18 protein-coding genes and 1 other annotated feature are annotated in these 22,971 nt (G+C 60.3%); of the genes, 9 read left to right on the forward strand and 9 right to left on the reverse strand.

Annotation, left to right across the window (positions count from 1 at the left end):
- The first annotated feature begins 206 nt into the window (after window positions 1–206).
- The 5 genes from ACQY1P_RS10850 to ACQY1P_RS10870 all read left to right on the forward strand — a co-directional run bounded on the left by ACQY1P_RS10850 (window position 207) and on the right by ACQY1P_RS10870 (window position 7,369).
- A complete protein-coding gene (locus ACQY1P_RS10850; protein ID WP_062453299.1) occupies window positions 207–1,385 on the forward strand; it encodes an AI-2E family transporter in 1,179 nt (392 codons plus the stop codon).
- Between the two features lie 7 nt (window positions 1,386–1,392).
- A complete protein-coding gene (gene hdaA / locus ACQY1P_RS10855; protein WP_430256387.1) occupies window positions 1,393–2,100 on the forward strand; it encodes a DnaA regulatory inactivator HdaA in 708 nt (235 codons plus the stop codon).
- A gap of 100 nt (window positions 2,101–2,200) precedes the next feature.
- Window positions 2,201–4,414, forward strand: coding sequence for an RNA degradosome polyphosphate kinase (locus ACQY1P_RS10860; RefSeq protein WP_430250209.1), 2,214 nt, complete (start codon window positions 2,201–2,203; stop codon window positions 4,412–4,414).
- Window positions 4,415–4,443: 29 nt separating this feature from the next.
- On the forward strand, window positions 4,444–5,964 hold the full coding sequence (gene ppx / locus ACQY1P_RS10865) for an exopolyphosphatase (RefSeq protein ID WP_062579928.1): 1,521 nt from the start codon (window positions 4,444–4,446) through the stop codon (window positions 5,962–5,964).
- A 118-nt stretch (window positions 5,965–6,082) separates the two neighbouring features.
- Window positions 6,083–7,369, forward strand: a complete 1,287-nt coding sequence (locus tag ACQY1P_RS10870) for a HEAT repeat domain-containing protein (protein WP_139283846.1) — start codon at window positions 6,083–6,085, stop codon at window positions 7,367–7,369.
- 143 nt (window positions 7,370–7,512) lie between these two features.
- On the opposite strand, the gene ACQY1P_RS10875 is transcribed toward ACQY1P_RS10870, so the two are convergent.
- The 3 genes from ACQY1P_RS10875 to ACQY1P_RS10885 form a co-directional block, all read right to left on the reverse strand.
- On the reverse strand, window positions 7,513–8,871 hold the full coding sequence (locus ACQY1P_RS10875) for an esterase-like activity of phytase family protein (protein WP_430256388.1): 1,359 nt from the start codon (window positions 8,869–8,871) through the stop codon (window positions 7,513–7,515).
- Between the two features lie 249 nt (window positions 8,872–9,120).
- Window positions 9,121–10,266, reverse strand: coding sequence for a ribonuclease D (gene rnd, locus ACQY1P_RS10880; protein WP_062453294.1), 1,146 nt, complete (start codon window positions 10,264–10,266; stop codon window positions 9,121–9,123).
- 90 nt (window positions 10,267–10,356) lie between these two features.
- On the reverse strand, window positions 10,357–11,625 hold the full coding sequence (locus ACQY1P_RS10885; RefSeq protein ID WP_430256389.1) for an MFS transporter: 1,269 nt from the start codon (window positions 11,623–11,625) through the stop codon (window positions 10,357–10,359).
- Between the two features lie 260 nt (window positions 11,626–11,885).
- Between ACQY1P_RS10885 and aspS the strand changes: the two genes are divergently transcribed.
- The 3 genes from aspS (at window position 11,886) to ACQY1P_RS10900 (ending at window position 15,971) form a co-directional block, all read left to right on the forward strand.
- Complete coding sequence (aspS, locus tag ACQY1P_RS10890) at window positions 11,886–13,676, forward strand: aspartate--tRNA ligase (protein ID WP_209900536.1); 1,791 nt, start codon at window positions 11,886–11,888, stop codon at window positions 13,674–13,676.
- A 175-nt stretch (window positions 13,677–13,851) separates the two neighbouring features.
- Complete coding sequence (locus tag ACQY1P_RS10895) at window positions 13,852–14,172, forward strand: DUF1236 domain-containing protein (RefSeq protein WP_062579936.1); 321 nt, start codon at window positions 13,852–13,854, stop codon at window positions 14,170–14,172.
- 175 nt (window positions 14,173–14,347) lie between these two features.
- Window positions 14,348–14,405: a sequence feature (sul1 is cis-regulatory element that is thought to sense ions involved in sulfur or methionine metabolism; They are found in Alphaproteobacteria), on the forward strand.
- Window positions 14,406–14,480: 75 nt separating this feature from the next.
- Entirely contained in the window at window positions 14,481–15,971 is a 1,491-nt protein-coding gene (locus ACQY1P_RS10900; protein WP_430256390.1) for a SulP family inorganic anion transporter, read from the forward strand.
- 82 nt (window positions 15,972–16,053) lie between these two features.
- Here ACQY1P_RS10900 and ACQY1P_RS10905 read toward each other — a convergent pair whose 3' ends face one another.
- The gene (locus tag ACQY1P_RS10905; protein ID WP_062453289.1) at window positions 16,054–17,244 is read right to left on the reverse strand and encodes a hypothetical protein; all 1,191 of its coding nucleotides are present in this window, start codon (window positions 17,242–17,244) and stop codon (window positions 16,054–16,056) included.
- A 232-nt stretch (window positions 17,245–17,476) separates the two neighbouring features.
- Between ACQY1P_RS10905 and parC the strand changes: the two genes are divergently transcribed.
- Window positions 17,477–19,744 (forward strand): DNA topoisomerase IV subunit A, encoded by a 2,268-nt coding sequence (gene parC, locus ACQY1P_RS10910; protein ID WP_062579939.1) that lies wholly within the window; start codon window positions 17,477–17,479, stop codon window positions 19,742–19,744.
- 45 nt (window positions 19,745–19,789) lie between these two features.
- Here the strand turns inward: parC and ACQY1P_RS10915 are convergent, their stop codons facing one another.
- From ACQY1P_RS10915 to hemB, 5 genes are all read right to left on the reverse strand, one after another.
- Window positions 19,790–20,176 carry a type II toxin-antitoxin system death-on-curing family toxin gene (locus ACQY1P_RS10915; protein ID WP_092661935.1) on the reverse strand — a complete coding sequence of 129 codons (387 nt, stop codon included), beginning with the start codon at window positions 20,174–20,176 and terminating at the stop codon, window positions 19,790–19,792.
- A complete protein-coding gene (locus ACQY1P_RS10920; protein WP_430256391.1) occupies window positions 20,176–20,397 on the reverse strand; it encodes an AbrB/MazE/SpoVT family DNA-binding domain-containing protein in 222 nt (73 codons plus the stop codon). Before ACQY1P_RS10920 ends, ACQY1P_RS10915 begins: the two co-directional genes overlap by 1 nt.
- 75 nt (window positions 20,398–20,472) lie before the next feature.
- Window positions 20,473–21,234: an arginyltransferase gene (locus tag ACQY1P_RS10925; RefSeq protein ID WP_430256392.1), complete on the reverse strand. Its 762-nt coding sequence runs from the start codon at window positions 21,232–21,234 to the stop codon at window positions 20,473–20,475.
- A gap of 121 nt (window positions 21,235–21,355) precedes the next feature.
- On the reverse strand, window positions 21,356–21,814 hold the full coding sequence (locus ACQY1P_RS10930) for an RDD family protein (RefSeq protein ID WP_062453284.1): 459 nt from the start codon (window positions 21,812–21,814) through the stop codon (window positions 21,356–21,358).
- Window positions 21,815–21,890: 76 nt separating this feature from the next.
- Window positions 21,891–22,901, reverse strand: a complete 1,011-nt coding sequence (gene hemB, locus ACQY1P_RS10935; protein WP_244474015.1) for a porphobilinogen synthase — start codon at window positions 22,899–22,901, stop codon at window positions 21,891–21,893.
- Window positions 22,902–22,971 lie beyond the last annotated feature (70 nt).

The following is a 22,971-nucleotide window of genomic DNA, read 5'->3' on the forward strand; positions in this document are numbered from 1 at the left end:
ACCTTTCGGCGTGGTGCGGCTGCGCAAAAATCTCCGGCCCGCCATTGCATGACAAGGCGGAGGATGCAAGCGGAAGCGTGGGCTTTCAAGGCTTTTCACAGGCCCGGCCGTCGCTCGACGCGGCGAAGTCGATGCCGATCTTGACCTTACCCGGTCCGGGCTCATATGCGTGATACCGGGAATGCAGTGCAAAAAAGGACGTAAAGATGCCCTATCATATCAGCGGAGCGAGCCTGCGCCGCCATGTCTTCTTCTGGGCAGCCGTTCTTTTCATCTTCGCGCTGTTTCTGTGGTTTTTCAGCTCCATCCTTCTTCCCTTCGTCGCAGGCATGGCGCTCGCCTATTTCCTCGATCCTGTCGCAGACTGGCTGCAGCGCCGCGGACTGAGCCGGATGATGGCTTCCGTGCTGATCCTGGTATCGTTCGTCACGGTGTTCGCGCTGTCGCTGATGCTGGTCATCCCGATCATCGTCACCCAGTTCACCCAGTTCGCCGCCGCTTTGCCCGGTTACATCACCCAGTTGCAGCAGATCATTTCCAACCCGGAGAACTCGTTCCTGCCGAGCTGGGTCTCCAGCCAGATCGAGACCGTCAAACAGAATTTCTCTGAAGTGCTGAGCCAGGGCGCCGGCTTCATCGGTACCCTGTTTGCGCAGATCTGGAACTCCGGCAAGGCGATCGTCGACGTCGTGTCGCTCCTGATCGTTACCCCGGTCGTCGCCTTCTATCTGCTGCTGGACTGGGACCGCATGGTGTCGAAAGTCGATAGCTGGATCCCGCGCGATCAGGTCCAGACAGTGCGCGACATCGCCCGCGACATGGATGGATCCGTCGCCGGCTTTATTCGCGGGCAGGGATCACTCTGCCTCATCCTCGGCATCTACTATGCCGTCGGTCTGTCGCTGGTGGGCCTGAATTTCGGCCTGCTGATCGGCTTCGTCGCCGGCATGATTTCGTTCATTCCCTATATCGGTTCGATGATCGGGCTGATCATGGCGATCGGTGTGGCGCTCGTACAGTTCTGGCCGGACTATCTGTGGATCATGGCGGTCGCTGCCGTGTTCTTCTCCGGCCAGTTCCTGGAAGGCAATATACTGCAGCCGAAGCTGGTCGGCGAAAGCGTCGGTCTGCATCCGGTCTGGCTGATGTTTGCGCTGTTTGCCTTCGGTGCCATGTTCGGCTTTGTCGGTCTTCTTCTGGCCGTGCCGGCGGCGGCAGTCGTCGGCGTGCTTGTCCGGTTCGCGATCTCACGGTATCTTGACAGCGATCTCTATTACGGACGATCGGTAGATCTGCCGTGGGAAGGGGCGCCACAGGCCGTGGTCAATGAAAATACCGGCATGCAGCGTCTCGATGCTCCCAAGAGCGACCAGAAAGACATCTGAAAAGCGAATGACCGGATCGAGCGAACGCGACCAGCGCAGAAGCGAACAGCTTCCGCTGCAATTCACCCATGATTCCGCGCAGAGCCGGGATGATCTCCTGGTCTCTGAACGGCTGGCCGCCGCGGTCTCGATCGTCGATGAATGGCCGGCCTGGCCATCTCCGGTCGTGATCCTTGCGGGTCCCGTCGGTTCCGGCAAGTCGCATCTCGCCCATATCTGGCGGGAGCGGGCAGGGGCTGCCGAGATCCATCCGATCTCGGGTTCGAATGCAGCAACTGTCGCAGCGGATGGGCCGGTGCTGTTTGAGGACGCCGATCGGCGCGACTTCGACGAGACCACGCTTTTCCACGTCATCAATGCCGTGCGCCAGCATGGCCGCACTTTGTTGATGACATCGCGGCTGTGGCCCATGTCCTGGTCCGTGACGCTGCCGGACCTCAAATCACGGCTGAAGGCTGCGACCGTGGTGGAAATCGGCGAGCCCGATGAGGAATTGCTGGCCCAGGTGATGGTAAAACTGTTTGCCGATCGTCAGCTTTATATTGATGACAAACTTCTCAGTTACATCGTCACCAGGATGGAGCGATCCCTGGGCGCTGCGCAGACCATCGTCGACCGGCTTGACCGGTTGGCATTGGCGCGCGGGACCCCGATCACCCGTCCTCTGGCGACCGAAGTCCTCAAGGATTTCGGCAGTGCCGTACCGAATGATTAGCAACGTCTGCGCCGGCAATTGACTATGACGGTCGCGTCGTCAAACGTATCGCACGGCCCCACGCATACCGGTTATGGGGCTGGCTCTGGGATGGATGAAGATGGAATCGATGACGACCGAGATTGAGCAGCCCAAAAAGGGCGAGGCAGCCAGCAGGGACGAAGCGGCGGATGTGGGCGAGGCGCTGCTTTCCAGCCCCGAGCGGTTCATCAACCGCGAGTTTTCCTGGCTGCAGTTCAACCGCCGCGTTCTCGAGGAAACGCTGAACGCGTCGCATCCACTTCTGGAACGCATCCGCTTCCTGTCGATCTCGGCTGCAAACCTCGACGAATTCTTCATGGTGCGCGTTGCCGGTCTTGAGGGGCAGGTCCGTCAGGGCATCGTCATCAAGAGCCCCGATGGCAAGACGCCGGCAGAACAGCTGGATGCGATCCTGCAGGAAATCGACAATCTGCAGATGGAGCAGCAGGCTTCGCTCGCCGTGCTACAGCAGTATCTGGCGCAGGAAGAGATTTTGATCGTCCGTCCGGCAGCGCTTTCGGACGAAGACCGTAACTGGCTGTCCGGGACGTTCGACGACGAGCTGTTCCCGATCCTGACACCGCTTTCGATCGATCCGGCGCATCCGTTCCCGTTCATCCCCAATCTTGGCTTCTCGATGGGGCTGCAATTGCACAGCCTGAACGGCAAGGAGCCTATGACGGGTCTTCTGCGCCTGCCGACGACGCTTGACCGCTTCATCCGTCTGCCCGACGACGCAAACACGATCCGCTACATCACGCTAGAAGATGCGGTCGCCATGTTTACCGACCGGCTCTTCCCGGGTTACGAGGTCAAGGGCGGCGGTACGTTCCGCATCATCCGTGACAGCGATCTCGAAGTCGAGGAAGAAGCCGAGGATCTGGTGCGCTTCTTCGAGACGGCGCTCAAGCGCCGCCGCCGCGGCAAGGTCATCCGCATCGAGACCGATTCGGAAATGCCGGCGGAACTGCGCCAGTTTGTGGTGCAGGAACTCGGCGTTCCGGACAACCGCGTCGCGGTCTTGCCGGGTCTTCTGGCACTCAACACGCTGTCGGAAATCACCAAGGCGCCGCGCGACGATCTGCGGTTCGAAAGCTACAACGCCCGATTTCCCGAACGCGTCCGCGAACACGCCGGAGACTGCCTCGCCGCCATCCGCGAAAAGGACATGGTGGTCCACCACCCGTACGAGAGTTTCGACGTTGTGGTGCAGTTTCTTCTTCAGGCAGCCCGTGACCCCGACGTCCTCGCCATCAAGCAGACCCTCTACAGAACCTCCAACGACAGCCCCATCGTCCGAGCCCTGATCGATGCGGCCGAGGCCGGCAAGTCGGTGACGGCGCTGGTCGAGTTGAAGGCACGCTTCGACGAAGAGGCCAACATCCGCTGGGCGCGAGACCTGGAGCGAGCTGGCGTGCAGGTCGTGTTCGGCTTTATCGAGCTCAAGACACATTCGAAAATGTCGATGGTCGTGCGCCGTGAGGACGGCAAGCTGAGAACCTACTGCCACCTTGGTACCGGCAACTACCATCCCATCACCGCAAAGATCTACACGGACCTTTCCTTCTTCACCTGCAACCCGAAGATCGCCCACGACATGGCGAATATCTTCAACTTTATCACCGGTTACGGCGAGCCGAAGGAAAGCACCAAGATCGCCATGTCGCCCTACACGCTGCGACCGCGCATTCTCAAACACATCGAGGAAGAGATCGCGCACGCGAAGGCGGGAGCTCCGGCCGCGATCTGGATGAAGATGAATTCACTGGTCGATCCGGAGATTATCGACGCGCTTTATCGCGCCAGCCGCGCCGGCGTCGAAATCGATCTGGTCATCCGCGGCATCTGCTGCCTGCGCCCGCAGGTGCCGGGTCTTTCCGACAATATCCGCGTCAAATCGATCGTCGGGCGCTTCCTCGAACACAGCCGCATCTTCTGCTTCGGCAACGGTTACGGCCTGCCTTCGGACAAGGCTCTGCTCTACATCGGGTCCGCCGACATGATGCCCCGAAACCTCGATCGCCGCGTCGAAACGCTGGTGCCGCTGCTCAATCCGACCGTGCACGAGCAGGTTCTTTCACAGATCATGCTGGGCAATCTCATTGACAATCAACAGAGCTACGAGATATTGGCGGACGGTACGTCAAGGCGCATGGAAGTGCGCAAGGGTGAAGAACCGTTCAACGCGCAGCATTATTTCATGACCAATCCTAGCCTCTCGGGGCGTGGTGAAGCCCTGAAATCCAGCGCTCCGAAACTGATTGCCGGCGTCATGTCCGGACGCAAAAAGTAGCCGGCAAGAACAGTCAAGAAATAGGCAGCATGGTACGATCTGAAGCTCAAGGGCGCCTGCCTGGCATCGCCCCTGTTTCCGTCATCGACATTGGCTCGAACTCGGTTCGCGTGGTGATTTACGAAGGCCTGACCAGGGCACCGACCGTTCTCTTCAACGAGAAGGTTCTGTGCGGTCTTGGCAAGGGGCTCGGCTCGAACGGCCGGATGGACGACGAGGGCGTGTTGCGCGCGCTCGCCGCTCTCAGACGGTTCAAGGCGCTGTCCGACCAGGCGCAGGCGACGGAAATCTACGTCCTTGCAACAGCCGCCGCCCGCGAAGCCTCCAACGGCCCTGATTTCATCGCCAAGGCGGAGGAAATCCTCGGCCAGGAAATCCAGCTCCTGTCCGGCGAGGAAGAAGCCAAATATTCGGCGCTCGGCGTCATCAGCGGCTTTCACGAGGTCGACGGCGTCGCCGGTGATCTTGGTGGCGGATCGCTTGAACTGATCGACATCAAGGGACACGAGTTCGGCAAGGGGATCACCCTGCCTCTCGGCGGCCTGCGGCTGTCGGAATCGTCAGGTGGTTCCATTTCCAAGGCGCGGACTTTTGCCCGCAAGCAGGTCAATACCGCCCGCTTTCTGGAAAAGGGCGAGGGCCGCACCTTCTATGCGGTCGGCGGCACGTGGCGCAACATCGCCAAGCTGCACATGGAAATCACCAAATATCCGCTGCACATGATGCAGGGCTACGAGCTGACCTTCGAGGAAATCCAGAAATTTCTCGAAGACGTGATCGATGCCAAGGATTCCAAGGATCCTGCCTGGCAGGCCGTCTCGAAAAGCCGTCGTTCGCTTCTGCCCTTCGGCGCCGTGGCCCTGCAGGAAGTGCTCTCCGTCATGAAGCCGTCGGTCGTCAGCTTTTCGGCGCAGGGCGTGCGGGAAGGCTATCTCTATCATCTGATGCCGGATGAGGAAAAGCAGGCCGATCCGCTGGTCGTGGCTGCCGATCAACTCGCCATCTTGCGCGCGCGTTCGCCCGAACATGCGCGCGAGCTTGCCGATTGGACCGGCCGCATGGTGCCGTTCTTCGGCATTACCGAGACCGAGGAAGAAAGCCGCTATCGCAGGGCTGCCTGCCTGCTGGCCGATATCAGCTGGCGTGCGCATCCCGATTACCGCGGCGCCCAGGCACTTAACGTCATCGCCCACTCGTCCTTCGTCGGCATTACCCATGCGGGCCGCGCCTACCTGGCGCTCGCCAACTACTACCGGTTCGAGGGTTTGAGCGACGACGGTGCCACCGGCCCGCTCTCGACGATTGCGACACCGCGGCTGCTGGAACTGGCTAAACTGCTCGGCGGATTGTTGCGGGTCGTCTATCTGTTCTCGGCTTCGATGCCCGGCATCGTCAATAACCTGACTTTCCGCCAGTCGAGTTCGCCCGATCTCGACATGGAATTCGTCGTGCCGCACGCTTACCGCAACTTCGCTGGCGAGCGGCTGGAAGGTCGGCTGCAGCAGCTTGCCAAGCTGACCGGCAAGAAGCTCGCCTTCGTGTTCGAATAGCAGCTGTTGCGAGAACAGATGCATCAGATCTAGACGGTTGCAACCGAGCGGGCTTCGGCTTATCTTCGGTTGAACAGGCATGCCTTATGTTGGTGTTGGCTTCGAGGGGGGCTCGAACATGGCAGTGGCAGATCAAGGCGCGAACAATCATGCGGACCGTGGGGCCAATAACGCGCTGGCGCCCGAGAACAATTTTCCGGAAAAATACTTTGTTGCCGGCGTGGCCGTCGGGCTCTTTCTCGTGCTGCTGGGTACTGCGATCCTTCTCTTGGGACGCAGCCAGACCGCCTCCTCGCTGACCATCTGCGTCGGTTTCGGGCTGGTGCTTGCGGCGTTCGGTGCAAAGGTTGCAGGGAACTGGGCCGGCTGGTCGGTGACCGGGGCCGGCGCCATGGCAGTCGTTCTGTTTCTAATGCTCCAGCAATTTACGCCGCCTGGCACGCCGGCGCTGTTTAAAGGCGAGATCAGCGGCGACTTCTCGCATGTCGCCGATATCCGCATAATCGATGACGAGCCGCTCTACATCTACAAGGATGCCATGGTCCGACGGATCAAGTTTCTTGGCCTCGGTACATCGCTACAAAGCACGCAGATGCGGATGCAGGTCGATACAATCGAAAAGGAAGCTGGCAAAGAGTATTTCGAGCTTATCGGCGATGCCCAGAAAATCCGGGCAATTTTCGCCGAAGGCCGGCCGGTCCAGTGGCGCTTCGACTATAATGCGCGGCAGGTCAAGAACGGCTCGCTGGTTCTCCTGTCCGAACTGGATACGCTTTCACCTGGGCCGACAGCGGAGGTTAGCGGCAGCACGACAGGTGCATGGTGGGATCTGAGCGCGTTCGCTCAGGCGGCGGTTCGGCCGGAAGCATCGGTCGACCAAATTCAGAAGGCGCTTGCCGGCCTACGGAACGAGGATACGTTCCTGAGGCGCAATTCCCGCGACTTTCTGGTCTCTGCCGGAGTTGTCGCAGTGCCCATGATGCTGTCTGCGCTGCACGCATCGCCGGACGATTACCGCGTCAAGCTCGGCGTGGTCTATGCCCTGGCAGAAATGATCCGCTCCGACCCCAATCTGGCGTCGTCTCTGTCGCAAAAGCTGGCCGCTGAGGATTTTCCGTTGCTGATTCAGGCGGCCGCAGATCCGGACAAGACCATTCGCTACCAGGCAGCAGATTTTCTGTACCGCCTGCAGGATCCGCGGGCCGTGGAGCTGAGCGTAAACGCTGCCAAGGATACGACAGATCAGGGTGTGGCCAATAACCAGATCCTGATCCTGCGGCAGTCGGGGAGCAATCTTTCCTCGTCGCAAAAGAGCGACATCGTCCGTCAGCTCAATGATCCTTCGACGAACTTGAACAGAAGCTTGAAGGCGCCATCATCGCTTAACGACGTCCTGAAATGGTAATCCTGGCGATACCTGAGCTTTAATACGTCCAGGTTCGAGGTGTCATGGAGTCGAAAAGGGTACCTGCTGATGCAGATACCCTTTTCTGTTTCGTCGTGGTGATGTCCGGGCTCTAGAGGCCTGCCGATCACCGCCTCACTGCTTTACTTCGCGTTGAGGAACTCGGCGGCTTCGATCAGGCTGAACTCGTTGTCATCAGCCTTGTTGACGGCGCGACCGGCCGAGAAGGGCAGGTTGTTGTCATTGCCGATGATCAGGTGTGTCGCGTCGATCTGGTCGACATTCTCGATCGTCACGAACGGCATGTCGTAGATGCCGTCCTTCGAGCCAGCCATCTTCTTGCTGTCGGGGTCCTTGATGTTCAGAAGGTCGATATAGCCGATTTTGCGGACGGCCGCGCCGACATTGGCGTCGGTCATCTCGATCTTGTAGACGCGCTTCAGTTCGGCCGGCGCATCAAAGCAATCCGGTTTCGGCTGCTTCGGATCGGCGCAGGCCTTGTCCTTGGTGCCGGCGCCGTTGTCGCGTTCGATGACGAGCGCGGTGGTGGCATCCAGCATGTTGAAATCGCCGATCGCGACACCCTTTTCAGACAGCGGATAGAGCCAGGAACGACCGGTCCAGCTTTTCGAAGCGATGTCGAATTCGATGACGCGCAGCGCGGTGCGCCCATCGGCCTGTTCGACCTTGCCGTCGTCGAGGAAGATCGGGCCTTCCAGCAGGCCGTAAAGCTTCTGCCCATCCTTCGACATTGCCATGCCTTCATAGCCACCCGAACGCTTCAGGTTGAAGACCGGCATCTTGGCGGCGGGGTTGGCAGGCATCGAAAGGGTCGGGTTGTCAGGCGAGGTGACCTTCTTGCCGTCGACGGTGGTGGCAACGACGTCAGTCAGCTGGCCGAGCATGTCGACCTTGATGAGGTAAGGCCCGAATTCCTCGCCGAGCCAAAAACCGTCTGCGACGGGCTGGATCGATTCGATATCGAAATCGGCGCCGGTCAGGTAGCGCTTGTCGCTGCCTTCCATGGCGATCGGGAAGGGGGCGATCTTGTTCGGGTCCGACAGGAAGATGTTCTTGACGACATCGACCTTGTTGGTCGCCCAGTCGAACTTCACCTGGTGCAGGAACAGCATCGCGTCCGAGGAATTGGCCTTGGAGCCGAAACCGTTGTCGGAGAGCGTCCAGAACGTGCCGTCTGCCATCGCCTTGATCCCGGAAAAGCCCTGGATCGGTTGACCGTTGAATGGCAGCTTGACGTCGGTGACGCGAACACCGTCCTTGCCGTCGATCGATCCGAGCTTTTCCGTGCGCTTGCGGTCCGGCGTGGTGAACTTGCCCGATGTCTTGAGGAATTCAGGCGCATCGGTTGGAGCAGCAGTCACCGTATTGGCCGGCAGGATTGCCTGGCCTGTGAGCTTTGCCGGAAATTCGCGGTCGTCGGCCAATGCCGTGCCGGCGAGGAGAGCACTTACGAAGACGGAGGCTAAAAAGGTCTTGGTCATCAAATCACCTGTTCGATTGAGAAGAACACGCGACGTCGATAGGCGGCACGCATGACGGTGAGGTGATGATCGGTTGACGCTTGGATGAAGGTTTTACGTCGGTTTCTTGACGGTGCCAGAGCACGTAGTTCAAGCGTCGCGGAGCCGGGCTGGAACGCTGCAAATAACTGGGATTTAAACGAAAAGGGATCGCGCTCCGGAGCTCCGGTGGCCGATCCCTTGTATTATGAATGACGGTGAGGACGAGCCTTACAGCTCGACCGCCTCGACCTTCTTGTTGACGAAGCGCAGCGCCACGCCGCCTTGGATCAGCTTGAGCGCCGTGTCGCCGAACAGTTCGCGACGCCAGCCGGAAAGGGCGGCCACTTCGGCCAACTCGCCTTCGGCAGCAATCTTTTCCAGATCGTCGGTATTGGCGAGCACCTTGGCGGCAACGCCCTGCTTGTCGGAAATGAGCTTCAGCAGAACCTTCAAGAGTTCGACGGCAGCGCCCGTGCCTTCTGGCAGATGCACATGCTTCGGAGCATGCGGCATCTCGGTCTTCGGCAGCGCCAGCGCCGTATTGACAGCCTCGACGATCGCGGCGCCTGAGGATGAGCGTTCCCAGCCCTTCGGCACGGTGCGAAGACGTCCGAGAGCTTCGGTATCCTTCGGCTGCTGCTGGGCAATCTCGTAGATCGCATCGTCCTTCAACACGCGCGAGCGCGGCACGTTGCGGCTGCGCGCCTCACGTTCGCGCCATGCGGCGACGAATTTCAGGATCGCCAGTTCGCTTGGCTTCCTCAGCCGCGACTTCAGACGAAGCCAGGCATCGTCGGGATGCAGATCATAGGTCGACGCGCTCTCGAGAACCGCCATTTCCTCCGTCAGCCAGAGGGCACGGCCTTCACGTTCCAGTTGTTCTTTCAGAGACAGATAGACGTCGCGCAGATGGGTGACGTCAGCCAGCGCATAGTCGAGCTGCTTTTCCGACAGCGGCCGGCGGCTCCAGTCGGTAAAGCGCGACGACTTGTCGATCTGCACGCCCTTGATGCGGTTGACGAGCTGGTCGTAGGAGACGCTGTCGCCGAAGCCGCACACCATGGCTGCAACCTGCGTATCGAAGATCGGATGCGGCACGAGATTGCCGAGATGATGGATGATCTCGATATCCTGGCGCGCGGCATGAAACACCTTGGTGACCGCCGTATTCGCCATCAGCTCGAAGAAGGGCTTGAGGTCGAGCCCTTTTGCCAGCGGATCGACGAGAACTTCGACTGTCGGGCTCGCCATCTGGATCAGGCAGAGTTCCGGCCAGAAGGTCGTCTCTCTCAAGAACTCCGTATCGATGGTGATGAAGTCTGACTGAGCCAGCTTTTCGCAGGCTTCCTGAAGGGCAATTGTTGTTTCGATCATCGTCTCATTCACGTGCAGGTGGTCAACCTTCCTTTCCCTTCCCGCCGCAGATGTCAAGACAAACGGCAAGCCTTTCCCGGAAGCGGGCGGCTATTTCCTGTTGTTGCCGTCAGCGTCCCTGTCCTTGTCGCTAGCCCGGTCCGCCGGGTCTGCAAGCCGGTTGAAATAGGCCGAGGTGCGCAAGAGCGCCCGGAAGCGGGAGCTGCGCTGCTGCGGCGGCACCGGTGCCCGCAACTGCATCCGACGCAGCGTGTAGATTGCAAAACCCGCGAAGATGAAGGACGTGTAGAGGAAGAATGCGCGCGGGCCGTAGAATTCGAGAAGCGCCGCGGCAAGCAGCGGTCCGAACGTGGCGCCGACCGACCAGAAGAACAGCAAGCCTGCCGCGATCACCGCGTGCTCGCCTGGTTTCGCGTGGTCGTTGCCATGCGCCGAGCAGAGCGAATAGAGCGGCATCGAAAAGGCGCCGAACAGGAAGACGCTGATGATATTGGCCGTCTCGTTGCTGCCCGCGCCGAACGACAGATAGGCGCCGGTGATGACGGACCCGATCGTCGTCCACAGGATGACGCGCCGCCGGTCGAGCTTGTCCGAATAGACGCCGAGCGGATATTGCAGTACCACGCCGCCGATGATGCCGGCACTCATGAAGGTCGCGATCGACGTGATACTCATGCCGATCTCCTTGGCGTAGATCGGCCCAATATTGCGAAAGGCCGCCATCGACAGACCGACCGCCACGACGCCGACCACAGCGAGCGGCGAAATGCGCCACACGGTTCTCAGATCGAATGAGATGGAGGCCGGTGGCGTCGGCCCCGACTTGTCGGCGATGGATATCGGCACAAGCGAAAGCGTCAGCGCGATGGCGATGATGTTGAAGATGACAGGTCCGTCGATGCCGAAGGTCGGGATCAGGTATTGCGCGATCGTGACCGAGCCGAGATCGACGAAACGGTAGATCGACAGCGTCCGCGCGCGGTTCTCGTTGGTCACCTGCGAGTTGATCCAGCTCTCGACGGTGGCAAACAGGCTGGCGATAGTGATGCCGATCAGGAAACGCATGGCGAACCAGAAGACGGGGTCGATGACCATTGATAGGGCGATCGAGGCGGACGCAGCGATTGCCGCCATGGCCGCAAAGGTGCGGATATGGCCGATCGAGCGCAGCAGCCTTGCCACATAGATGCAGCCGATCGCAAAGCCGACACTGTAGCCGGCACCGATCAGGCCGATGACCGACGGCGAAAAACCCTCGGCCGAACCGCGCAGCGCGATATAAGTGCCCTGGAGCCCGTTGCCGCCGATCAGGATCCCTGCGGTGATCAGAAGCGGTATCAGCGGGCGGATCTGGTTCATCGGATGCTTTCGGGCATGGTCGGCAGGCGCAGAGACTCAGCCAGCGCGCTGGCCGTATCGACCCATTCTGGTTATGACATCCTCCTATGCAACTCTAGCCGTAAAAGCGGGGGAAAGGGCTCGAGCGCCGCGGGAGACTGTGACAAGTCTTGACAAAGCAGGCCCACCATGCGCTTTTCCGGCCGATTTTCATGGGTTCGTACGGCTGTGCTTCGCGCGCCGATGAAGCCGCTTTCAGCATCAGTCCAGGATAAAAGACAATGCATCGTTACCGCAGCCACACCTGTGCAGCCCTCCGCAAGTCGGACGTCGGCTCCAATGTCCGTATCTCCGGCTGGGTTCATCGCGTCCGTGACCATGGCGGCGTTCTGTTCATCGACCTTCGCGACCATTATGGCATGACCCAGGTCGTTGCCGACCCGGACAGCCCGGCTTTCAAGTCGGCCGAAGTCGTGCGTGGCGAATGGGTCATCCGCATCGACGGCACCGTCAAGGCGCGTTCCGACGAGACCGTCAACAAGACGATGGCGACCGGCGAGATCGAACTCTACGCACAGGAGATCGAAGTCCTGTCCGCTGCCAAGGAACTGCCGCTGCCGGTCTTCGGTGAGCCGGAATATCCGGAAGACGTGCGCCTCAAGTACCGCTTTCTCGATCTTCGCCGCGAAACGCTGCACAAGAACATCGTCAAGCGCACGCAGATCATCGCTGCCATGCGCCGCGAAATGGCATCTGGCGGCTTTACCGAATATTCGACGCCGATCCTGACCGCATCGTCGCCCGAAGGCGCGCGCGACTTCCTGGTTCCGAGCCGTATTCATCCCGGCAAGTTCTTCGCTCTGCCGCAGGCGCCGCAGCAGTACAAGCAGCTGATGATGGTGGCGGGCTTTGACCGTTACTTCCAGATCGCGCCCTGCTTCCGCGACGAAGACCCGCGTGCCGACCGCCTGCCGGGCGAATTCTATCAGCTCGACATGGAAATGAGCTTCGTTACCCAGGAAGAAGTCTGGGAGACGATGGAGCCGGTCATGCGCGGCATCTTCGAGGAGTTTGCTGAAGGCAAGCCGGTCACCAAGGAATTCCCGCGGATCCCTTACGACGTCGCGCTGCGCAAATACGGTTCCGACAAGCCGGACCTGCGCAACCCGATCGAGATGGAAGCCGTCACCGAGCATTTCGCCGGCTCCGGCTTCAAAGTGTTCGCAAACATGATCGCGTCCAACCCGAAGGTCGAAGTCTGGGCGATCCCGGCCAAGACCGGCGGCTCAAGAGCGTTCTGCGACCGTATGAACGCCTGGGCGCAGGGCCAGGGCCAGCCGGGTCTCGGCTACATCTTCTGGAAGGAAGAAGACGGCAAGATCGCGGGCTCCGGTCCGCTCGCCAAGAACATCGGCGAGGAGCGCACCGAAGCGGTTCGCACCCAGCTCGGCCTCGAAGCGGGCGATGCCTGCTTCTTCGTCGCTGGCGATCCGGACAAGTTCTACAAGTTTGCCGGCGAAGCCCGTAACCGCGCTGCCGACGAACTGAACCTTTCCGACAAGAACCAGTTCGCTCTGTGCTGGATCGTCGACTTCCCGTTCTTCGAATACAACGAGGAAGACAAGAAGATCGACTTCGCCCACAACCCGTTCTCGATGCCGCAGGGCGGCCTAGACGCGCTGGAAAACCAGGATCCGCTGACGATCAAGGCCTACCAGTACGACATGGTCTGCAACGGTTTCGAAATCGCGTCTGGCTCGATCCGTAACCAGCTGCCGGAAGTGATGGTCAAGGCCTTCGAAATGGTCGGCCTTTCGCAGCAGGACGTGGAAGACCGCTTCGGCGGCCTCTACCGCGCATTCCAGTACGGCGCACCGCCGCATGGCGGCATGGCAGCCGGCGTCGACCGCGTCGTCATGCTTCTGACCGGTGCCAAGAACCTGCGCGAGATCACGCTGTTCCCGATGAACCAGCAGGCTCAGGACCTTCTGATGGGAGCGCCTTCGGAAGCGAGCCCCGCGCAGCTGCGCGAACTGGCGATCCGCCCGATCCCGGCGGTCAAGAAGGACTGATCTTCGGTTCTATTTCTGTGACGAGATTGGAAAGCCCGGCGCTCGAAAGACGCCGGGCTTTCCCGTTTCAGCAGGGCAGGGCTTGGTTGCAGTGCAGCGATCAGACCTTGGTCGGACGGAACCATCGCCGCGTACTTCGAGTTGTAGAGGCAGAATAAACAAATGGAGTAAGACTATGCGCAAGATCGTACTGACCGCTTCGGCGGCATTCATGGCGCTTTCGAGTGCAGCCTTCGCCCAGACGACGATCATCACGCAGGAACCAGCAATGGCACCCGCAACGGTTGTCATGCCAGGCGAAGTCCGCACCTACGTGATGGAGCAGCCGGTTGAATCCGTGCCGTACGAAGGCGACGTTCTGGTCGGCCGCGTGCTGCCGGAAGCTGTCCAGGTTCGTCCTGTGCAGGGATATGACTCCTACGGTTACACGGTCGTGAACGATCGCCGCGTCATCGTCGACCCGCAGACGCGCACGGTTATTCAGGTCCTGGAATAGGACCTGTCCGATTTCGGATAGTATTTGAGAGACCGGGGCTGCCACCGCAGCTCCGGTCTTTTTGCGTCGGAGCTTTTAGTCCGTATCGCTTCGGGGCCGCTACCGTCGCCGTCTCGCAGATATTCCCGTACCACGCTTGGCATCTGCAATTCTCTCCGCTATAGGTCGCCCATCACAAGGACTCAGGTGAAACTCCCGAGTGGCTCTTCCGGCCGCCGATCCGCCGGACAACGCAAAGCATCAGCCGTCTTTCTCACCCTGGAGGATACCTCCCGGCGGATGCGCTTTATTTGCGAAGTTTCCAATACATGACACAGTCAATTTCCGCCTATCGGCGCGAATGGTTCTCGAACATTCGCGGCGATCTCCTTGCCGGCATCGTCGTTGCGCTCGCGCTCATCCCCGAAGCTGTCGGTTTTTCCATCATTGCCGGCGTTGATCCAAAGGTCGGCCTGTTCGCCTCGGTCGCCATTGCCTGCACCACCGCGATCACCGGTGGCCGCCCGGCCATGATTTCGGCCGCCACGGCTGCCACTGCGGTGCTGATGGGGCCCCTGGTGCGCGATCACGGCATCCAGTACCTGTTTGCCGCAACCATCCTGATGGGCATCCTGCAGATCTTCGCCGGCATGCTGAAACTCGGTCGCCTGATGCGGTTCGTGTCGAAATCGGTCATGACCGGCTTCGTCAACTCACTGGCGATCCTGATCTTTTTGGCTCAGCTGCCGCAGCTCATCAACGTTCCCGAAGTGACCTACCTGCTCATCGCATTGGCGCTCGGCATCATCTATCTGTTTCCCTATGTAACCAAAGCCATCCCGTCACCCCTTGTGGCGATCGCCGCCGTTACCATTCTGGCGCTCTCCTTCGGCATAGAGGTTCCGACCGTTGCCGATCTCGGCGCGATGCCGACGGCGCTTCCGGACTTCCTGTTGCCGGACGTACCACTGACCTTCGAGACGCTGCGGATCATCTTTCCGTATTCGCTGGCACTCGCAGCCGTCGGTCTTCTGGAATCGCTGCTGACCGCACAGATCGTCGATGAAATGACAGACACGACCAGCAGCAAGACAAAAGAATGTTTCGGTCAGGGCAGCGGCAACATCGTTGCAGCCCTGTTCGGCGGCATGGGCGGCTGCGCCATGATCGGCCAATCGGTGATCAACGTCACGTCAGGCGGGCGCGGCCGGCTTTCGACCTTTGCCTCCGGCATATACCTGCTGATCCTGCTTCTGGTGCTTGATGATATCCTGCGCATTGTGCCGGTTGCAGCACTCGTGGCCGTCATGATCATGGTGGCGATCGGCACGTTCTCTTGGAAGTCGGTCATCGATCTCAAGCGGCATCCCGGTACATCCTCGATCGTCATGCTCTCGACCGTCGCGGTTGTTCTGGCAACGCACGATCTGTCGAAGGGCGTCATCGTCGGCGTGCTTTTGTCGGGTGTGTTCTTTGCGGGCAAGGTGGCCAGGATGGTGCGCGTGTCCTCCAGCCTTTCCGAAGAAGGCAAGGCAAGAACCTATGCGGTTGAAGGACAGGTCTTCTTCGCCTCGGCAGACGCTCTCGTTGACGCCTTCGATTTCGCCGAAAGCCTGGAACGCGTCACGATCGACGTTCGCCGTGCGCACCTCTGGGATATCTCGGCCGTCGGCGCACTCGACCGTGCAGTGATGAAATTCCGTAGCCGCGGCATCGCCGTCGAGGTGATCGGTGCCAACGAGGCAAGCGCCTCGATGATCGACCGGTTCGCGCTGCACGACAAGGAACACGCAGCCCTTTCGGCAACCCCCGGACACTGAAGCGGCGCACCTGTACTGAACAAAACAAAGCCCCGGCAATCGCTTGCCGGGGCTTTTTCATTCATCCCTTAGAGGGAAGCGATCAGTCGTTCGCGGAGACCTTGACGCCCAGCACGTTGGGCAGCGTGTTCGGTGCGCCCATCGCTGCGCCCATGATCATCGGGAACGGAACAGGGTTTGCCGGCTCTGCTGTGATCGTCAGGTTCTCGGGCTTGTCGAGATAGGTGTTGACGGCCTGGCTCAGCATGTTCTGCAGTTCCGGAATGTTATACTGCGACAGCACGATCGGCGTCATCGCCTTGATCATCTGTGCCATCTGCGGGCCGTTCGAACCCTGCTTCTTGCCGGCATAATCCAGCGCCTTCGCCGTCACGCCGTCATCCTCGAAGCGGATCTGGGCGGCGTTGAACGTGAGCCGCTGCATCAGGCCGAGCATGGCAAGGTTTGCCGCCTGCTGCGCTTCCTGCTTGTTCGGGTTGGCTTCCAGCGCCTTTGCGGTTTCCTGCGCGGACTTCAGGAAGTCGATCGTATAGCCGGAAAAGCTGAAGGACAAATCGAGACGGCCGACCTTGTCGAAGTCGATGGCATATTCCTCGACGGCGACAGTACCGTCGTTCTGCGTCCATGTGCCGTTGAGGTTGATGCTGCCATCCAGAGTGTTGACGCCAAGCGCCTGGATTGCCTCGCGCGACTGCGGGTCGTCGATGATGCTGAGATCCGCCTTGATTTCGTTCAGCGCCATATCGAAGTCGATACCGGAATTGTCGTCCGCAACCTCCGTCGTGACGCTGCTCGGGCCGACTGTGAGAACGGTCTTGCCGCCGACTGCGACGGTCGTGGCGCCGGTCTTGGCTTCCTCGTAGAGCAGGAGCGACTCGATTGTGTTCTTCGTGGCGTCCGCCGGTACCGTGACGCCGCTCATCGTGATGTCGGACGCGCTGATCGTGGTGGCTTCATGCGAAACGTTGATGTTAGGGAAGGTCACCTTGTCGATCGTGTAGCCACCCTCGGCTTCTTCGACGCCATCCATCGTCACAGTGCCGATCGGCATCTTCTGCGGAGCCCCTGAGGGATTGTAGGTCGCGCCTGTCAGCGTCACCTTCGACCCGTCGACGGCAACCGACTGGGCTTCGAGCGCGCCGCCCTGGATGACGAGCGCGGCGTTGATCTTCTTCAGAAGATCGTTGCCGTCGAGAGCCAAGGCCGGCCCGGCAAACACCGACAGCGCTGTGGCGGCGGCAAGCAGGCGCGCCGTGGTGGAAAAGTGGGTCATAGGTCCTCCTGGCGGGCGGCACGGCCCGGGATCAATTACAGTCTGGCTGAGGCAAGAGTTAAGGCGGACGGTGCAAAACGTCCATGCCGTAGTGTCCATTCGCTTCGGCATAATTGCGGCAGCGTAAATGTTTGTCGCCAAACAGTGAAAACTTGTGTCATCGGCCCGATCATCCACAGGGCGTTTGGATAGGTTTCTTGCCGGGAATCAGGGATTTCTATAGTCAAGTGCCATGGGAAAAATTGTAACTCCACCTGGCGACGGCTCGGGAGACGGCGGCGGCGACCACATTCAGGCGGTTGACCTGAAGGCAGCGCTCGAAGAGCGCTATCTTGCCTACGCTCTTTCCACGATCATGCACCGTGCTCTGCCTGATGTGCGCGACGGTCTGAAACCCGTCCATCGCCGTATCGTCTACGCGATGAACGAGATGGGCCTTCGCCCCAACTCGGCCTTCCGCAAATGCGCGAAGATCGTCGGTGAAGTGATGGGTAACTACCATCCGCACGGCGACCAATCGATCTACGATGCGCTTGCCCGTCTCGCGCAGGATTTCTCGCAGCGCTATCCGCTGGTCAACGGCCAGGGCAATTTCGGCAATATCGACGGCGATAGCCCCGCCGCGATGCGTTACACCGAATCGAAGATGACTGCCGTTGCCGAACTGCTGCTGCAGGGAATCGGCGAGGATGCGGTCGACTTTCGCGATACCTACGACGAGAGCAACTCCGAACCGACGGTTCTGCCCGGTGCCTTCCCGAACCTGCTGGCCAACGGCGCCTCCGGGATCGCGGTCGGCATGGCGACGTCGATCCCGTCGCACAATGCCCATGAAGTCTGCGACGCGGCGCTGCATCTCATCGCCCATCCGGATGCCAGCGTCGAAAAGCTGCTCGAGTTCATGCCGGGTCCGGATCTTCCGACCGGCGGCATCATCATCGATAACCGCGAGTCGATCCTCGAGAGCTACAAGACAGGTCGCGGCGGCTTCCGCGTCCGCGCCAAGTGGGAGATCGAGGATCTCGGCCGCGGCGGCTATCAGATCGTCGTCACCGAAATTCCCTACCAGGTGCAGAAGTCGCGCCTGATCGAAAAGATCGCCGAACTGCTGATTGCCCGCAGGCTGCCGCTGCTCGACGACATCCGCGACGAATCCGCCGAAGACGTCCGCATCATCATCGTGCCGAAGAACCGCACGGTCGATGCGACGCTGCTGATGGAATCGATGTTCAAGCTGACCGAGCTTGAAAACCGCATTCCGCTCAACATGAACTTGCTCTCGATGGGGCGCGTGCCGCGGGTGATGGCGCTGAACGAGGTGCTGCTCGAATGGCTGGCGCATCGCAAGGACGTGCTGGTTCGCCGCTCCCGCTACCGCCTGGCAGCAATCGACCGGCGGCTGGAAATCCTCGGCGGCCTGCTGATCGCCTACCTCAACATCGACGAGGTGATCCGCATCATCCGCGAGGAGGACGAGCCGAAGCCTGTCATGGTGGCGCGCTGGTCTCTGACCGACCTGCAGGTGGAATCGATCCTCAACATGCGGCTGCGCAATTTGCGCAAGCTCGAAGAGTTCGAGATCCGCACCGAGCACGATAATCTGACCAAGGAAAAGGGCGAGATCGAAGCGCTTCTCGCCTCCGACGAACAGCAGTGGAAGACCGTCGCCTGGGAGATCCAGGAGGTCAAGAAACAGTATGCCAAGGCGACCGAGCTCGGCCGCCGGCGCACCCAGTTCGCCAATGCGCCGGAAGCCAATCTGGAAGCAATCCAACAGGCGATGATCGAAAAGGAACCGATCACCGTCGTGATTTCGCAGAAGGGCTGGATCCGCGCTTTGAAGGGGCATGTGACCGATACGTCGGGCCTCGTCTTCAAGGAAGGAGACGGACCGAAGATCGCGTTCACGGCGCAGACGACCGACAAGCTGCTGCTGGTGACAACAGGCGGCAAGGCCTACACGCTCGGCGCCGATAAGCTGCCGGGCGGCCGCGGTCATGGCGAGCCGATCCGCATCATCGTCGACATGGAGAACGACCAGGACATCCTGACCGCCTTCGTCCACGACGCCAGCCGCAAGATGGTGATCGCGTCGACAGCGGGCTATGGCTTTGTCATTGCCGAAAGCGAGATGGTGGCCAACACCCGCAAGGGCAAGCAAGTCATGAACGTCTCGATGCCGGACGAGGCAAAGCTGGTCGTTCAGGTCAAGGGCGATCACGTCGCGATTGTCGGCGAGAACCGCAAGATGCTGGTCTTTCCGCTCGACCAGTTGCCGGAAATGACACGCGGCAAGGGCGTGCGCCTGCAGCGCTACAAGGACGGCGGCATCTCCGACATCAAGTGTTTCGCAATCGATACCGGGCTTGCCTGGGAAGACAGTGCCGGACGCGCCTTCAACCGCAGCAAGGATGAGCTTCTCGAATGGATGGGTGACCGCGCCTCCGCCGGCCGCACCGTTCCGAAGGGCTTTCCGCGCAGCGGCAAATTCGCCGGCTGATCAGGCCTTTGGATTGAGACGGTTCGCCCTGATGGGCGGACCGGTTCAGGGGTAGGGGACCGTGTGATCGCGAAGGAACCGCGCTGCACCATCCTCGTCGATCTCGCCGGCTGCGACGGAGAGGATGAATTGGTAGAGCGTGGCGTCATCGGTATCGATGGCATACCCGTTGTCCATCAGGAAGACACCGGCTGAGACGATCGCGATCCGCTTGTTTCCGTCGATGAAAGCATTGTTCATTGCAAGAACGTAAAGATACGCTACCGCCAGCTCGATGAGGTCTGTCGATCCATATGCAACCTTGTTGACGGCAAGCATCAGCGCAGATTCCAGCGCGCCCTCATCGCGCAAACCATAAGCCCCACCGAATCTTTCGATCTGGCGCAGGTGGAGGCGTTCAACCAGCGCTCGTGAAAGAAATTGGATGGCCATCACTCGGCCAGCTTCTTGAGGGCAACCTTGTATCTGTCCATGAAGCGCTCCGCATGCTCTAGCTGACGGTTGAAATCGTCATCGAGCGGCTTCAAGACCAGCTTCCCTGCTTCTTCGCTAAGATCGATATTATCTCCCACGCGCAACCCCATCCGCTCCAGAATCTCCTTCGGGATGATGATGCCTTCGGAATTGCCGATCTTGCGGATGGTGGTCTTCATGCGCGTATCCTCGTGTTGCAACGCGAGTTACAACATGAGGATGGCCGATTTGCAATGCCGTCGGGAGAGGGGGCGTCAGACGTCGCGCGCCGGATCGGCAAGTTCCCATCCGCGGGCCGTCAGGTGTTCCTGAGGCTGGTAGCGGGTCTTGTAGCCCATCTTGGGCGACCCCTTCACCCAGTAGCCGAGATAGACATGCGGCAGGCCGAGCGTCTTCGTGCGGTTGATATGGTCGAGGATCATGAAGGTGCCGAGAGAGCGCTTTTCGAGATCGGGATTGAAGAAGGAATAGACCATCGACAGCCCGTCGCTCATCATGTCGGTCAGCGCCACGGCGAGCAATTCGCCCCTCGGCGTGCCGGCGATACCGTCTCCCGGCTCGCGGCGGCGGTATTCGATGACGCGGGTGTTGACGTGCGAATCCTCGACCATGATCGCGTAGTCGAGGGCGGACATGTCCGACATCCCGCCGCGCTGGTGACGGCTGTCGAGATACCGTCGGAACAGGGAGAACTGTTCGGTGGACGGCTGCGCTGGACCAAGGGTCGCAACGATGTCGCTGTTGGTCGCAAGAACGCGCCTCATGGATTTCGCCGGCTGGAAGTCGCCTGCAAGAATTCGTACGGAAACGCAGGCACGGCACGCTTCGCAGGCTGGCCGGTAGGCGATGTTCTGGGACCGTCGAAACCCGCCTTGGGTCAATAGGTCGTTCATCTCCGCCGCGCGAGGACCGACGAGATGCGTGAACACCTTGCGTTCCATTTCACCCGATAGATACGGACAAATCGCCGGTGCCGTCAGGTAGAACTGAGGTGATGGCGTTGTCTGTGTGTTCATGGAGGTGCAGCCCGGTCCGTCGTCTTGCTCGTGGCGCTACTGATCCTAGCATGGCGCATAACGCGGAAACGTCAACTGGCGCATTTGCCGGTTGACGCATCCCTGGATCACTGTTGCGGTCTTACGACCTGCGGACGACGACGGTGCCGAGGAGGAGATCGTGAACCAGCCGCGAGCGCTCGATAAACAGCCCGGCCAGGAGCACCAGTGGCGTCAGTACCGAATTGATCACCCAGAACAGTACCGTGTGAACCATGGCAGTCAGGAAATCCATCCGGCGCCCGTCGACCCGTGTCATGGCAAGCCCCATGGCGCGCATGCCCGGGGATCCCTGGCTGGCGCCACCGAGCGTCAGGCCGAAATAGAGGAGGGCGACGATGAAGAACAACGCGGGATAGAGCATGAAGCCAAGCCCGAGCGTCAGAATTCCCAAGAAGAACACGATCACCGCTGCAGGGATGCACAGCAGAAGAACGAACAGGTAATCGATGACAAAGGCGAAGATCCGGCGTGACAGAACGCCGCTATAGGCGCGCCAATTGTCCGGTGCGGCATAGGTCGGGTTCGGTTCGAAGCTCATTCGCGTGGTTCTCCAGTTGTACCAAACCCGATATAAGAGGTGGCAAGCCCAACAGCAAGGTTTGCCACCATAGGCTTTAAACCCGGCCGAGTTTCTTCGCGGCCTCGATCGCAAAGTAGGTCAGGATGCCGTCGCAGCCGGCGCGCTTGAAGCAGAGCAGCGTCTCCATCATGATCCGGTCGCCGTCGATCCAGCCGTTCATCGCCGCCGCCTTGATCTGCGAATATTCGCCGGAGACCTGATAGGCGTAGGTCGGCAGGCCGAAAGCTTCCTTCACGCGCCAACAGATATCGAGATAGGCGATACCCGGCTTGACCATCAGCATGTCGGCGCCTTCTTCCACGTCGAGTGCCGCGTCGCGCATCGCTTCGGTGCCGTTGGCGGGCGAGATGTAATAGGCGTTCTTGTCGCCCTTCAGGAGCCCGCTCGTATTGATCGCCTCACGGTACGGACCGTAAAATCCCGAGGAGAACTTTGTCGCATAGGACATGATGCCGACATCCTGGTGACCGGCAGCGTCGAGCCCGCGGCGGATGGCGCCGATGCGACCGTCCATCATCTCGGACGGCGCGATGATGTCGGCACCTGCATCCGCCTGCAGGACCGCCGCCTTGATCACCTGATCAACCGTCTCGTCGTTGACGATGATGCCCTCACGCAGGATGCCGTCATGGCCATGGCTGGTGAATGGATCGAGCGCCACGTCGGTGATGACGCCGATATTGGGCACCGCTTTCTTCGCGGCGATGGTGAACTGGTTGATGAGGTTGTTCGGATCGAGGATCGCTGATCCCGTCTCATCGCGCAGGTTCATCTCGATGTCGGGGAAGGGCGCAACAGCTGGAATGCCGAGATCGGCCGCTTCCCGTATGGCTTCCACCGCCTTGTCGACGCTCATCCGGTTGACCCCGGGCATCGACTTGATCGGATCGACGATGCCGGTGCCGGGCACGATGAAGATCGGCCAGATCAGGTCGTCCACGGTCAGCCGGTTCTCCTGCACCATGCGTCGCGTCCAGTCTGCCTTGCGGTTGCGCCGCATGCGGCGATGACCGGTGACGTGGTCGACGAGGTGGGTCTTGTCCATGACGGATACTCCGTTCTTATTGCTCGCTGCTGACGAGAGCGTTTCCTGGCTGGATTGAAACATTCTGCCG

It is taken from the genome of Neorhizobium sp. DAR64872/K0K18 (assembly GCF_050500175.1).
Lineage (GTDB): Bacteria > Pseudomonadota > Alphaproteobacteria > Rhizobiales > Rhizobiaceae > Neorhizobium > Neorhizobium soli.

What these genes read in the sequence shown, in the direction of transcription:
- ACQY1P_RS10850 (WP_062453299.1), top strand. Translation starts at nt 207, where the DNA reads ATGCCCTATCATATCAGCGGAGCGAGCCTGCGCCGCCATGTCTTCTTC.
- hdaA (WP_430256387.1), top strand. Translation starts at nt 1,393, where the DNA reads ATGACCGGATCGAGCGAACGCGACCAGCGCAGAAGCGAACAGCTTCCG.
- ACQY1P_RS10860 (WP_430250209.1), top strand. Translation starts at nt 2,201, where the DNA reads ATGGAATCGATGACGACCGAGATTGAGCAGCCCAAAAAGGGCGAGGCA.
- ppx (WP_062579928.1), top strand. Translation starts at nt 4,444, where the DNA reads ATGGTACGATCTGAAGCTCAAGGGCGCCTGCCTGGCATCGCCCCTGTT.
- ACQY1P_RS10870 (WP_139283846.1), top strand. Translation starts at nt 6,083, where the DNA reads ATGGCAGTGGCAGATCAAGGCGCGAACAATCATGCGGACCGTGGGGCC.
- ACQY1P_RS10875 (WP_430256388.1), bottom strand. Translation starts at nt 8,871, where the DNA reads ATGACCAAGACCTTTTTAGCCTCCGTCTTCGTAAGTGCTCTCCTCGCC.
- rnd (WP_062453294.1), bottom strand. Translation starts at nt 10,266, where the DNA reads ATGATCGAAACAACAATTGCCCTTCAGGAAGCCTGCGAAAAGCTGGCT.
- ACQY1P_RS10885 (WP_430256389.1), bottom strand. Translation starts at nt 11,625, where the DNA reads ATGAACCAGATCCGCCCGCTGATACCGCTTCTGATCACCGCAGGGATC.
- aspS (WP_209900536.1), top strand. Translation starts at nt 11,886, where the DNA reads ATGCATCGTTACCGCAGCCACACCTGTGCAGCCCTCCGCAAGTCGGAC.
- ACQY1P_RS10895 (WP_062579936.1), top strand. Translation starts at nt 13,852, where the DNA reads ATGCGCAAGATCGTACTGACCGCTTCGGCGGCATTCATGGCGCTTTCG.
- ACQY1P_RS10900 (WP_430256390.1), top strand. Translation starts at nt 14,481, where the DNA reads ATGACACAGTCAATTTCCGCCTATCGGCGCGAATGGTTCTCGAACATT.
- ACQY1P_RS10905 (WP_062453289.1), bottom strand. Translation starts at nt 17,244, where the DNA reads ATGACCCACTTTTCCACCACGGCGCGCCTGCTTGCCGCCGCCACAGCG.
- parC (WP_062579939.1), top strand. Translation starts at nt 17,477, where the DNA reads ATGGGAAAAATTGTAACTCCACCTGGCGACGGCTCGGGAGACGGCGGC.
- ACQY1P_RS10915 (WP_092661935.1), bottom strand. Translation starts at nt 20,176, where the DNA reads ATGGCCATCCAATTTCTTTCACGAGCGCTGGTTGAACGCCTCCACCTG.
- ACQY1P_RS10920 (WP_430256391.1), bottom strand. Translation starts at nt 20,397, where the DNA reads ATGAAGACCACCATCCGCAAGATCGGCAATTCCGAAGGCATCATCATC.
- ACQY1P_RS10925 (WP_430256392.1), bottom strand. Translation starts at nt 21,234, where the DNA reads ATGAACACACAGACAACGCCATCACCTCAGTTCTACCTGACGGCACCG.
- ACQY1P_RS10930 (WP_062453284.1), bottom strand. Translation starts at nt 21,814, where the DNA reads ATGAGCTTCGAACCGAACCCGACCTATGCCGCACCGGACAATTGGCGC.
- hemB (WP_244474015.1), bottom strand. Translation starts at nt 22,901, where the DNA reads ATGGACAAGACCCACCTCGTCGACCACGTCACCGGTCATCGCCGCATG.